This window comes from Thermoleptolyngbya oregonensis NK1-22, from assembly GCF_032705245.1.
Lineage (GTDB): Bacteria > Cyanobacteriota > Cyanobacteriia > Elainellales > Elainellaceae > Thermoleptolyngbya > Thermoleptolyngbya sichuanensis.
In genome coordinates, this window is sequence record NZ_CP053540.1 from 1,803,958 (window position 1) to 1,816,702 (window position 12,745).

The 12,745-nt window shown below is 57.6% G+C and carries 11 protein-coding genes; 8 read left to right on the top strand and 3 right to left on the bottom strand.

Annotated elements, in window-relative coordinates; translation table 11 throughout:
- Nucleotides 1-89 precede the first annotated feature (89 nt).
- Together HNI00_RS07800 and HNI00_RS07805 are read left to right on the top strand one after the other, a co-directional pair.
- Nucleotides 90-1,511, top strand: a complete 1,422-nt coding sequence (locus HNI00_RS07800; RefSeq protein ID WP_316792211.1) for a cytosine deaminase — start codon at nt 90-92, stop codon at nt 1,509-1,511.
- 308 nt (nt 1,512-1,819) lie between these two features.
- The gene (locus HNI00_RS07805) at nt 1,820-2,848 is read left to right on the top strand and encodes an aromatic ring-hydroxylating dioxygenase subunit alpha (RefSeq protein WP_316792212.1); all 1,029 of its coding nucleotides are present in this window, start codon (nt 1,820-1,822) and stop codon (nt 2,846-2,848) included.
- Nucleotides 2,849-2,879: 31 nt separating this feature from the next.
- Here HNI00_RS07805 and HNI00_RS07810 read toward each other — a convergent pair whose 3' ends face one another.
- Both HNI00_RS07810 and HNI00_RS07815 read right to left on the bottom strand, forming a co-directional pair.
- Nucleotides 2,880-4,526 (bottom strand): acetolactate synthase large subunit, encoded by a 1,647-nt coding sequence (locus HNI00_RS07810; protein WP_367279222.1) that lies wholly within the window; start codon nt 4,524-4,526, stop codon nt 2,880-2,882.
- A 186-nt stretch (nt 4,527-4,712) separates the two neighbouring features.
- Complete coding sequence (locus tag HNI00_RS07815) at nt 4,713-6,104, bottom strand: NAD-dependent succinate-semialdehyde dehydrogenase (protein ID WP_316792216.1); 1,392 nt, start codon at nt 6,102-6,104, stop codon at nt 4,713-4,715.
- Between the two features lie 455 nt (nt 6,105-6,559).
- Here HNI00_RS07815 and HNI00_RS07820 point away from each other — a divergent pair, with 455 nt between their 5' ends.
- From HNI00_RS07820 to HNI00_RS07835, 4 genes are all read left to right on the top strand, one after another.
- A complete protein-coding gene (locus tag HNI00_RS07820) occupies nt 6,560-7,486 on the top strand; it encodes a LysR family transcriptional regulator (RefSeq protein WP_172353386.1) in 927 nt (308 codons plus the stop codon).
- A gap of 204 nt (nt 7,487-7,690) precedes the next feature.
- Complete coding sequence (folD, locus tag HNI00_RS07825; protein WP_316792218.1) at nt 7,691-8,554, top strand: bifunctional methylenetetrahydrofolate dehydrogenase/methenyltetrahydrofolate cyclohydrolase FolD; 864 nt, start codon at nt 7,691-7,693, stop codon at nt 8,552-8,554.
- A 165-nt stretch (nt 8,555-8,719) separates the two neighbouring features.
- On the top strand, nt 8,720-9,619 hold the full coding sequence (gene crtE / locus HNI00_RS07830) for a geranylgeranyl diphosphate synthase CrtE (RefSeq protein ID WP_316792220.1): 900 nt from the start codon (nt 8,720-8,722) through the stop codon (nt 9,617-9,619).
- Nucleotides 9,620-9,632: 13 nt separating this feature from the next.
- A complete protein-coding gene (locus tag HNI00_RS07835; RefSeq protein WP_172353389.1) occupies nt 9,633-10,085 on the top strand; it encodes a divergent PAP2 family protein in 453 nt (150 codons plus the stop codon).
- Between the two features lie 156 nt (nt 10,086-10,241).
- Here the strand turns inward: HNI00_RS07835 and HNI00_RS07840 are convergent, their stop codons facing one another.
- The gene (locus HNI00_RS07840; protein ID WP_316792223.1) at nt 10,242-10,898 is read right to left on the bottom strand and encodes a hypothetical protein; all 657 of its coding nucleotides are present in this window, start codon (nt 10,896-10,898) and stop codon (nt 10,242-10,244) included.
- A 137-nt stretch (nt 10,899-11,035) separates the two neighbouring features.
- Between HNI00_RS07840 and HNI00_RS07845 the strand changes: the two genes are divergently transcribed.
- Nucleotides 11,036-11,683 (top strand): glutathione S-transferase family protein, encoded by a 648-nt coding sequence (locus HNI00_RS07845; protein ID WP_316792225.1) that lies wholly within the window; start codon nt 11,036-11,038, stop codon nt 11,681-11,683.
- Nucleotides 11,684-11,876: 193 nt separating this feature from the next.
- Complete coding sequence (locus HNI00_RS07850) at nt 11,877-12,674, top strand: HAD family hydrolase (protein ID WP_316792227.1); 798 nt, start codon at nt 11,877-11,879, stop codon at nt 12,672-12,674.
- Nucleotides 12,675-12,745: the final 71 nt, after the last annotated feature.

A 12,745-nucleotide genomic window follows, 5' to 3' on the forward strand; every position in this document is an offset into this window, starting at 1 on the left:
TTGGGATTTTGGATTCGTGATTTTGGCTCACGATCTGAGGTAGGTTTGCAAAGTGCCAACCTGAATCCCCGATTTCCAATTCCTACACTATGCCGCAACTCGATTTCGCCCGCCTGAATGAACCGCACTACTGGCTGTGCAACGCCCATGTGCCCCGGCCGCTGCTGCCTGATGCGCTGGTGTTGCCTGAGACGGGGGGCATTCTGGCGCAGGATAACCTGGCGCGGGTGGATCTAGAAATTTTGGATGGCACAATTCGCAGGATTCGCCCCAGTGCGGATGCGGCGGGTGAGGCAGCAGCAGAACCCGTGCCGACGGTTGATCTGAAGGGCGGCATGGTGTGGGCTGGGCTGGTCGATTTGCATACGCATCTGGACAAGGGGCACGTTTGGGGGCGATCGCCCAACTATTCTGCAACCTTTGAGGAAGCGCTGGAGACGATCCGCGCAGATGCCAGCAAACACTGGGATGCAGAGGATGTCTATCGCCGCATGGAGTTTGGGCTAAAGTGCAGCTATGCCCACGGCACGACTGCCCTCCGCACCCATATAGACTCCTTTGGCGACCAAGCAGCGGTGAGTTGGAGCGTGTTTAATGCGCTTCAGCAAGACTGGAGCGATCGCCTCGCGCTAAAAGCCGTTTCCCTGGTAACACTGGACTATTACCAAACTCCAGAGGGCGAAATCTTGGCCGATCTAGTTGCCGAGATGGGCGGCATTCTGGGCGGCGTAACGGAAATGGGCCCCCATTTGGAAGCCCAGCTTGATCGCCTATTTACCCTGGCCATTGACCGGGGCCTCGACATCGACCTACACACCGACGAAAGCGGCGACCCCAACGACATTACCCTGCGCTATGTGGCCGAGGCCGCCCTGCGCCACGATTTTCGCGGGCAGATTGTCTGCGGCCACTGTTGCAGCCTGGCCGTGCAGTCTGACGACGAAGCCCAGAAAACCATCGACCTGGTGAAAGCTGCCCGCATCGGCGTGGTCAGCCTGCCCATGTGCAATCTGTATCTGCAAGACCGGAATCAGCGCTCGGCCCTCAGGAGTCAGGCGGCGGCTTCGTCTCCTCCAGGCGCTCACCCACCCGCCCTGCGACAGACACCCACCCGCACCCCCCGCTGGCGCGGCATTACGCTGCTGCACGAACTGAAACATGCGGGCGTTCCGGTGGCGATCGCCAGCGACAACTGCCGCGATCCGTTCTATGGCTTTGGCGACCACGACGGGCTGGAGGTGTTCACCCAGGGCGTGCGGATTGCCCAGCTCGATGCGCCCTATGGCGACTGGAGCCGGGTCGTGACGACCACACCGGCCGACCTGATGGGCCTGCCCACCGTGGGCCGCATTGCGCCAGGGCTACCCGCCGATCTGATTCTCTGCGCGGCTCGCTACTTCAGCGAACTGCTGGCCCGTCCCCAGGGCGATCGCACGGTATTGCGCCAGGGCAAACCCATCGACACAACCCTGCCCGACTACGCAGAGCTAGACGATCTGCTGCTGAAGTAGCGCTGAACTAGATTGCCCAAGGCAGCACTAACGCCGGAACTGACGCAGTGGACTGGTTTCCCGCAAGTGCCGCCTGCAAGCTGCGAACCATACTTCTGAACTGGCGCGTGGACTGGTTTCCCGCGAGTGCCGCCTGCAAGCTGCGAACCATACTTCTGACTTTTCAATACTAAAAACTTATCGCCTGGGGAAAGGGCTTGCCTGTAGTAGAGGGGGATACAGTTCTCAGCCGTCTGTCCGTCTTAGCATCAGCGGACTGACTAGGACGTTGACCGCTCACGCACCTACAGGTTTTCCTGCAAATTCCTATGACAGCTACGTTTACCCTGCCTCGGGATTGCACCTTCAGCCCTTCTGACTGGGAAGCGCTCGCCCCATTCTGGTATCCCGTTGCCTTTGCCCACGATGTTACCGATAAGCCCGTGGGGGTGCGCCTGCTCGACGAGCGGCTGGTGCTTTACCGGGCGGGCGACGGCGGCGTAATGGCGGCAAAAGACCTCTGCCTGCATCGCGGCGCTCCCCTCAGCATGGGCTGGGTTGAAGATGGCGAACTGGTCTGCGCCTACCACGGCGTTCGGTATACCCAGGACGGCCAATGCGTCTGCATTCCGGCTGCCCCTGATGCCGCAATTCCCAAGCGTCTCCGCCTCACGACCTACCCGGTGCGAGAGCAGTACGGACTGATCTGGGTACGGCTGGTGGACAATGGCCCGGTTCCCTTTCCCGAATTTGATGCGTGGGATGACCCCGACTACATCCAGATCATTCCCGATTCGGTTTATCTAGATGCGGCGGCGGGTCGCCAGATCGAGGGCTTTCTGGATGTCAGCCACTTTGCCTTTGTCCACAAAGACTCCTTTGGGGAGCGGGATAATCCTGAAGTGCCCGACTATCCCATCACCTTCACCGAGGGCGGATTTACGGCGGACTACGTGAGTTCCGTCAGCAATCTGCCCCACGGCTACAAACACCTCAGCCCGCCAGGGTTTCAGTGGCGGCGGCTGTTTCAGGCCTGGCTGCCGTTCACGGTCAAGCTCTCGGTCACCTTCCCCAACGGAATGCTGCATATTCTGAATGCGGCCAGTCCCATTTCAGCCCGCAAGACCCGCGTATTTTCGCCCCTCTGCCGCAACTTTGATAAAGACGCGCCTCTGGAAGAAACGCTGGCCTTCAACCACCAGGTTTTTGGCGAAGATAAGGAAATTGTCGAGGAACTCTGGCCTGAGGATTTGCCGATTAACCTGGCAGATGAAGTCCACATCGCGGGCGACAAAAGCTCTATTACCTACCGCAAGCTGCTGGCCAAGCTGGGACTGGGGCGATCATTTACGAGCTAATTGATTCGCAAAGGCACGTGCGTAAATCGCGCTAAATCGCGCAAGTCAGATCGCCGGCCCGCTGGCTAAAGCGGAGGTTTTCGCTATAGTCGATGGGGCAATCGATGATGGCAGGTACGTCCTGCGCTAGGGCTTCCTTGAGCGTGGGGATAAAGTCGGTAGTGGCGGAGATACGATAGCCTTTCAGCCCCATACTTTCCGCCAGTTTCACAAAGTCGGGATTGGTAAACTTGATAAACGCCGACTCGCCGAAGTGGTTGTGCTGCTTCCATTCGATCAGCCCGTAGCCGCCATCGTTGAAGATAATGGTGACGAACGGCGTACCGATGCGGAGCGCGGTTTCTAGCTCCTGATTGTTCATCATGAAGCCGCCATCCCCCGTCACAGCGACCACCTTGCGGTTTGGGGCGACCAGCTTGGCGGCGATCGCCCCTGGTATGGCAATCCCCATTGCTGCGAAACCGTTGGAGATAATGCAGGTGTTGGGGCGATCGCAGTGATAGTGTCTCGCCATCCACATCTTGTGCGCTCCTACGTCCGAAATGACGATATCTTCTGGCCCCATCACCGTTCGCAAATCGTGGATCAGCTTTTGTGGCTTGACGGGAAAGCTATCGTCCTTGGCGTGTTCCTCATAGTCGGCCAGAATGTCTTTTCGCAGGTGAATGGCGTAGGGTTCCGGCTTGTCTTGGCGATCGCTCCGCCGCAGGATCTCTTCCAGCGAATCGGAGATATCGCCAATCACTTCTGCCAGGGGAATATAGCTGCTGTCGATTTCCGCAGGGGTGGCGTTGATGTGAATAATCGGGATCTCTCCCGTCGGATTCCAGCGCTTGGGCGAATACTCGATCAGGTCGTAGCCGATGGCAATCACCAGGTCAGTATTGTCAAATCCGCAGCTAATGAAGTCACGCTGCTGCAAGCCCACCGTCCACAGGGCCAGGCGATCGGTGTAGGGAATCACGCCCTTGCCCATAAAGGTATTGGCGACGGGAATATTGAGCGATCGCGCAAAGTGGGTCACCGCATCACTGGCATGGGAGCGAATTGCGCCATTCCCCACCAGGATGATGGGATTCTGGGCTTGCGAAATGGCAGCGGCTGCCCGTTCAATGCTGTTGAACGACGCATACACTTTTTCGATCGCCTCTTTTCGCAGTGGCGTTCCCTCCACCGTCATTGCCGCGATATTTTCCGGGAGATCAATGTGTACGGCACCGGGTTTTTCGCTTTGTGCAATCTTGAACGCCTTGCGGACAATTTCTGGGGTAATGCTCGGCCGCACGATTTGCGCGTTCCATTTCGTGACGGGTGAAAACATGGCGACCAGATCGAGATACTGATGCGATTCAATATGCATCCGATCCGTACCCACTTGCCCGGTAATAGCCACCAGCGGCGCACGGTCTAGATTGGCATCCGCTACGCCCGTCATCAGGTTCGTTGCGCCGGGCCCCAGCGTAGACAAACACACGCCCGCTTTGCCCGTCAGCCGCCCATACACATCCGCCATAAACGCCGCGCCTTGCTCATGTCGCGTGGTGATGAAGCGGATTGACGAATGCTTCAGCGCCTCCAAGACATGCAGGTTTTCCTCACCTGGCAAACCAAAGATGTATTCCACACCTTCGTTTTCCAGACATTTCACGAGCAGTTCGGCGGTGTTGAGAGAGGTCATGCGAGGGGTCATACAAGGTTTCCTGTAGGTTGGTAATTGGAGGGACTAGGTGCGGATGCGAATCAGAAAAAGGCTATGAGGCGTGTTACTGGGCGGGTGGGTATTTAGCGTGTGGGTATTTAGAGAACTCGAGCGAACTTAGAGAATTAGAGAACTGAAGAGAACTTAGAGAACTAATTCGTCCCCTTACTTAACCCAGACGGTTTTGACGTTGACGAATTCCAGAATGCCTTCGCGGCCCAGTTCGCGGCCATAGCCGGAGCGCTTGATGCCGCCGAAGGGGAGGCGCGGGTCCGATTTCACCATGCCGTTGAGGAAGACGCTGCCCGCTTCCAGTTCTGCGATGAGGCGATCGCCCTCTTCGGGAATTTGCGTCCAGGCGCTCGCGCCCAGCCCAAAGGAGGTGCTGTTGGCCAGACGAATGGCGGCATCCAGGTCGGGCACGCGGAAGACCGTGGCGACGGGGCCAAAGATTTCTTCCTGGGCAATGGGGGCATCGGGCGGCACATCGACGATAATCGTCGGCGGGTAAAAATTGCCCTGGCTCAGTTTGGCATCAGCTTTGGTGGGCACGTCATCCGGGTCGCCGCCGACCAGCACCCTGCCGCCCGCCTCGATGCAGGCTTCTACCTGGTGGTGAACTTCGTGCAAAATGGCAGGCGTGGCCAGCGGCCCAATCTGGGTTTCGGGCAAGAGCGGATTGCCGATTTTCAGGGCTTTGTATTTCTCGACTAAGGCATTGAGGAACGCATCGGCGATCGCCTCTTGCACGATAAAGCGCTTGGCTGCAATGCAGGACTGACCATTGTTAATCATGCGGGCCGTCACGGCAGTAGACACGGCTACGTCTAGATCAGCGCTGGCCATGACGACGAACGGATCGCTGCCGCCCAGTTCTAGCACGGTTTTCTTGAGATACTTTCCCGCAGTAGAGGCGAGGCTGGCTCCGGCGGGTTCGCTGCCCGTCAGCGTGGCGGCCTTGATGCGATCGTCCGCGACGATTTGCGCTACCTTATCCGCGCCAATCAGCAGCGTTTGAAAGGCCCCTTTGGGAAAACCGCCCCGTTCCAGAATGTCCTGAATTGCCAGGGCCGACTGGGGCACGTTGGAGGCATGTTTCAGCAGACCGACGTTGCCCGCCATCAGGGCTGGCGCAGCAAACCGAAACACCTGCCAGAAGGGAAAATTCCACGGCATCACCGCCAGCACAATCCCCAGCGGCTGATACATGACGTAGCTGCGGCTGGCATCGGTTTCGATGGGCACGGGCGCGAGGAATTTCTCGGCGTTTTCGGCATAAAAGCGGCAGACCCAGGCGGATTTTTCCACTTCGGCAATCGACGGGCCGATGGGCTTGCCCATTTCCAGGGTCATTAATTTGCCAAATTCTGCTTTTTCCTGTTCTAGAATTTCGGCAGCGGCGTAGAGCCACTGGGCCCGTTGGGCCAAGGGGGTGTGGCGATAAGACTCGAACGTGTGTTGGGCTGCGTCGATGGCGCGGGCGATCGCCCCATCGGTCAGTGCGTCAAATGTTTGTAGCGTTTCGCCAGTCGCCGGGTTTACTGTAGCGATTCCCATGACTAAACCTCCTCTCACTGCAAGGAGCGGACGCGCAAGCGCCTTAACCTTCTCAACTCTAACGTGCTGATTTTGCAAGGCCCGACGGAATTGTCTCAACTTGTTGCGATTTGGTGACAGGGCGATCGCCCCCTTCCAGCCGCTTGCTCAGCGCCGAACCCTGCCCAGATCCCTAGCTCAACCGGGCTTCTTCCTTTCTAGTCTTCCAAGAAAAATCGGCGGTAGACGCAGAACGTTGGAAATATTGACAAAGTGTGACGAATTTAACAATTTGAGCCGCGCCAGTCGATCGTTCCAGTCACAGCCTGAAGCCAGCGCAGAAATCCATAGAAAAAATACTTTTCTTGGCAACCTTGTAATAGACTAGAGTCTATAAGAATTCGGAATGATCTTGTCCTATCGACGTATCCCTTCATCTGCGCTCTTGACCGCGCTTTCTTTACGAGGAGGCTCTTGTGATTCACGCGACGCTGCATCAGCTCAAGGTCTTTGAGGCAACGGCCCGGCACGGCAGCTTTACGCGGGCGGCGGAGGAGCTATTTCTGACCCAGCCCACCGTGTCTATGCAGGTAAAGCAGCTAACAAAGGCAATCGGCCTGCCCCTGTTCGAGCAAGTCGGCAAACGACTGTTTTTGACCGATGCAGGACGGGAGCTATTTTCCACCTGTCAGGAGATTTTTGGCAAGCTGGAACAGTTGGAAATGAGCATTGCCGACCTGAAAGGCATGAAGCAGGGCCGGCTGCGGCTGGCGGTCATCACGACGGCAAAATACTTTCTGCCGCGCCTGCTCGGCCCCTTTTGTCAAAAGTATCCCGGTGTCGATATTTCCCTCACGGTCACCAACCACGAGCGCGTGATCGAGCGCCTAGGCAACAACCAGGACGACCTCTACGTGATGAGCCAATTGCCGGAAAATCTGGACATCGTGGCCCACCCGTTTTTGGATAACCCGCTGGTGGTGATTGGCCCCAAAACCCATCCCCTGGCAAAAGAAAAGAACATTTCCCTAGAGCGGCTGGCAGAAGAAACCTTTATCATGCGGGAGCCGGGATCGGGCACACGCCGCGCTTTTCAGAAGTTGCTGGATGACCACGACCTGTCGGTTCGGGTGCGGCTAGAACTGGGCAGCAACGAGGCCATTAAGCAGGCGATCGCCGGAGGGCTGGGGCTGGCAGTTCTGTCGTCGCACACCATCGCTCATGACGGCTCGATGGGCGAACTGATGGCCTTCGATGTCGAAGGTTTCCCAATTCCCCGTAAGTGGTACGTCGTCCACCTGTCGGGCAAGCAGCTTTCGGTCGTCGCCTCCACCTTCCTCGACTACCTGCAAGTTGCCGCTGCCCAAATGGAAGAAACAGGCGTAATTCCCACGCTGGTTTAGGCTTCCTGCACCTGCCCAGTTTCCAAGCATCAGCCTTCTGAGCAGCGGGTCAACCTGCAAGCTTGTCCAGCCCCAAACCCAATCCAGGGTCTAAATCCAAAATTCCAAATCTAAAATCCAAAATCTAAAATCCCCACCCCAAAATCCCACGCAACGCCCACCCCGGATTAAAATCAAGCTTGCTCTTCATCTCCCCTGGTGCGTATGGCGGACATTTTGGATGGCAAGGCGCTGGCTCAAAAACTTCAGACAGACCTGGCGCAGCAAATCGCAAAGATCAAAGCGGCAGGAGGGCGATCGCCCGGTCTAGCCGTCCTCATGGTGGGCGACAACCCCGCCAGCGCTGCCTACGTCCGCAACAAAGAACGCGCCTGCGAGAAACTGGGCATGGTGTCCCTGGGCAAGCATTTTCCCGCCGATACGACTCAGGCAGAGCTGTCGCAGGTCATCGACGAACTCAACCACGATGATCGTGTAGACGGCATCCTGGTGCAGCTTCCCCTGCCCGATCACCTGGATTCCGTCGCTCTGCTCAACCAAATTCACCCCGACAAAGATGCCGACGGGCTGCACCCCATGAACCTGGGGCGCTTGGTGCGCGGCGAAGTGGGGCTACAAAGCTGCACCCCCGCAGGCGTGATGAAACTGCTGGAGGAATATCACATCGACCCCAGGGGCAAACATGCCGTCGTCATCGGGCGCAGCATCCTGGTCGGCAAGCCCCTCGGCCTAATGCTGCTAGCCCAAGATGCCACCGTCACGATGGCCCATTCTCGCACCCCCGACCTGCCTGCTGTTGCCCGCTCTGCCGATATCCTGGTTGCCGCCGTGGGCCGCCCCAACCTGATCACTGCCGATATGGTCAAACCTGGGGCTGCTGTGATTGATGTGGGCATCAACCGCATCACCGACGACGGCGGCGGACGTTTGGTGGGCGACGTAGACTTTGCATCGGTCAAAGACGTGGCCTCCTGGATCACGCCCGTCCCCGGCGGCGTTGGGCCGATGACCGTAACGATGCTGATGGCAAATACGGTGTGGAGCTATTTAAGGAGAGTAGCGGGGTGACGGACGGAAACCCTGACCCCTAATCCTTGTCCCCTAATCTGTACATTCCGACCCTCATCCGGGGTACATTGGATTGCGTCTAGGTTAATGTGCTAGATCCGTTCAGTTGGCCGAAGATTGGCCAATTTATCACCCTGACTAAGGGCAGAATTCCAGGAAATTGGCATGGTGGCGACTCAAGTTTTTGATTTATCGGGTTATTTGGCAGAACGACAGGCGATCGTAGAAGCGGCGCTGGATCAATCCCTTCCGGTGGTCTATCCCGAAACGATCTACGAGTCGATGCGCTATTCCCTGATGGCGGGAGGCAAGCGGCTGCGGCCGATTTTGTGCCTGGCGACTTGCGAGATGTTGGGCGGCACGGTGGAAATGGCGCTGCCGACGGCCTGTGCGCTGGAGATGATTCATACCATGTCGCTGATTCACGATGATCTGCCTGCGATGGACAACGACGACTATCGCCGGGGCAAACTCACGAATCATAAGGTTTACGGCGAGGACATCGCGATTCTGGCGGGCGATGGGCTGTTGACCTATGCATTTGAATACATTGCCGCAAAAACGACGGGCGTGCCGAGCGATCGCACGCTTCAGGTGATTGTTCACCTCAGTCGGGCGGTCGGCGCGGCGGGTCTGGTGGGCGGACAGGTTGTAGATCTGGAGTCGGAAGGGAAGCCGGACGTAACCCTGGAAACGCTGACCTGGATTCATCGCCACAAGACCGGGGCGCTGCTAGAAGCATCGGTCGTCTGTGGGGCGATCCTGGCAGGCGCTTCGGCAGAAGATCAGCAGCGACTATCTAGATATTCGCAAGATATTGGGCTGGCGTTCCAGATCGTGGATGACGTGCTGGATTTGACCGCTACGCCAGAGGAATTGGGGAAATCTGTTGGCAAAGACGTACAGGCTCAAAAGGCAACTTATCCCAGTTTTTGGGGCATTGAAGAATCGAAGCGGCAGGCGGCGCAACTGATCGCCAGCGCCAAGGCAGAACTGTCTCCCTATGGCACTCGTGCCCAGCCGCTTTTGGCGATCGCCGACTATATCACTGCCCGAACGCACTAGGGGGAGCAACCTCATGCAGGATTTTGGTCAGGTCTTTCAAAACGTCGTGCTGTGGGTTGCAGTGGCGGCCTGCCTCATTGCTCAAGTGCTGAAGCTCATCGTGGAACTGGCCCGTAACGGCAAGGTCAGCTTTCGCACGGTTGTCAACACGGGCGGAATGCCCAGCGCCCATTCTGCATTCGTCACGGCGCTCGCCTGTGGCGTGGGGCAATCTTCTGGCTGGGAGAGTCCTGAGTTTGCAGTAGCGGTGGTGTTTGCCATTATCGTCATGTACGACGCGGCAGGGGTGCGGCAGGCGGCAGGCAAGCAGGCCCGCGTGCTGAACAAAATCGTGGGCGAGTTTTTTGAAGATGCCGAATTTCACGAGGAGCGGCTCAAGGAACTGCTAGGACACACGCCCGTTCAGGTGATTGCGGGCTGTGCCCTGGGCGTTGTAGTCTCCTGGCTGGCGGCAAAAGCCTATTGAATCCTGTTGGTTCTTGATCTTGGATTGGCGATTTTGGATTCTGGATTTGCGATTTTGGACTGCCTGTCAAGTATTTGCAGGGTTTCCAGCAATTGCATTTACAGCGCCCCTAATCGTAACTCCACTAACTGATAACGCCACTGAAGAGAGTTGAGGCTATCCGCCGACCGGCCGGAGTCCTGCAATTTGGCGACCATCGACAATCAGGGTGACAAAGCCGCGATCGCTCAAGTCTCGTAACAATCCAGCGGCGATCGCCCAATCGTTGGTGCTGGTTACCAGCAGATGCGGGCGCTGGTCGTAGGTGACAACCGTGACGCGGCGACCCGTGACCTGCTGCACCTGATCCAGCAAATCCGGGCGATTGTAATGGTTCACCAGCACGGCGTAGCTGATGGGGCCTGGCTGCGGCGTGGGGTTGGGCGCGGTGGCGACGGTGGTAAAGGCACGATAGCCAAACGCTCGATTCAGGTAATCCGCCCAGTCGCGGGCCAGAGCAGGCGTAGCAAAGCCGCCAATGCGGGTGACGTTTAGCCCCAAATAATCGCAAACCGTCAGGCTGGCGTTGCGCGGTACGACAGACCGCAGTTGCTCCAGCGTGTTGGGGGTCTGATTTAGCACCATCACCAGCGTTTCGCTAGACTGGGGCGGCAGGCAGGCGGGCAGTCCTTGGGCGATTCGCGAAGCAATCCCTGCGGGAATCGCCCCCGACGGCACCGGACGAGCCTGCGCCCAAGCCCCCGCACTGGCATTGCCCAGAATTGCTAAACTGCATAGCGCCACACTTCCCCATCCCCAGCCCCAATCCCGCATAACCCGCTCAATCCTTACGCTGCAACGCTAATCTACTACAGCAGCATAGCCCGCTCCAACCGGATTTTTTGAAACTAAGCCTGCTTTATTGCTTGCTTCATTTCTGTACAGATAAATCCTTTTGCTCCTGTTTGCCCATGCTTCCCCTCACGCTCATCATCGGCAACAAAAACTACTCCTCTTGGTCTTTGCGGCCGTGGCTGGCGATGCACCAGATGGCCGTGCCCTTTACCGAAATTCGGCTACCGCTAGATACGCCAGAGTTTCACGCGCAGATCGAGCGCTACTCCCCATCTCGGCGAGTTCCTGCGCTGCGGCAGGGTGATTGGGTCATTTGGGAATCGCTGGCGATTTGTGAGTATGTTGCAGAACTGTTTCCTGATCGCCCTTGGTATCCCGCCGATCCTCAGGTGAGGGCGATCGCCCGTGCGGTAAGCCACGAAATGCACGCTGGCTTTGCCAAACTGCGGACTCATATGCCGATGGACGTGCGATCGCGCTATCCAGGCAAAGGCCGCGCTCCCGGCGTGCAGGCTGATATCGACCGCATCACATCCCTGTGGCGCGAATGCCGCAGCACCTACGGCAGCGGGGGTGAGTTTCTGTTTGGTGGCTTTGGCATTGCCGATGCAATGTATGCCCCGGTGGTATCGCGCTTTGTCACCTATGGAGTGGTGCTTGATCCGGTATGCCAAGCCTATGCCGATGCCGTGTGGGCGCTGCCGAGTATGCAGGCATGGATTACAGACGCTCAACAAGAAACAGAAGTCCTGACTCACCCATAAGCAGTACGCGACAGAGATGACTCCTTCGCTAGGATGAGGCAGTGTAGAACCCCAGACAGGGCGTTTCATCTCCAGGACGGACTAAAATCATAAGCAAATCTGATATTCTTCAGGGATTCTTCGATTGACGACTTATAATTTTGACTGTTACTGTAAAGAAAAAGTTAAAGAAAACATAGACTCCTTCATACTTATGGTTGCCCAACGGGTCACCCAATCTGGGCGCTTGACCTCCATTCAAGGACTCTTCGCAATGCGATCGCTCTCTGGACTTACTCTCTTCTGCGACTTTGACGGCCCCATCATCGACGTTTCCGACCGCTACTACGAAACGTATCTCCTGGGTCTGTCAGATGTGCAAACCTTGTATCAAACTCGCGGCATTACGGTGCCTGTGCATCGCCTCAGCAAGGCACAGTTTTGGGACATGAAGCAAAACCGCGTGCCCGATGTAGAAATTGCCCTGCGATCGGGGCTGCGGGGCGACCAGATCGAGGTGTTCCTCAAGCGCGTGGTAGAAATTGTGAACCGTCCCGACCTGCTGCAAAAAGACACCCTCCAGCCGGGGGCGCGGTGGGCACTGTCGCTGCTGCGGGCACAGGGGGCGCGGCTGGTGCTGGTGACGCTGCGCTGCCGCGACCAGGCAACGCAAGTTTTGGAAAGCCACGGCCTGCTCGACCTGTTCAATGGCATTTGGGGAATGCAGGATGCGGGCGCGGCCTACGCAAACCAGGCAGAACACAAGACGGGGCTATTGGCAGAGGCGATCGCCACGATGGGCAGCGGCTCCACGGCTTGGATGGTGGGCGACACCGAGGCAGACGTGATCGCCGGCCAGGCTGCGGGCATTGCCACAATTGCCCTTACCTGTGGCATTCGCAGTCAGTCCTACCTGAAAAAGTTTGAACCCACCCGTCTGCACAGCGACCTGCTTTCTGCGGTTCACTACCTGGTCTATCAGAGCGAAAACTGCTCGATGTCGGTCGCCTAGAGCATTGGAGCAGACCTTCGCAGGCAGTCCTTCATGGGCCTTCACGGATAGTTCCTCACGGGCGATCCCTC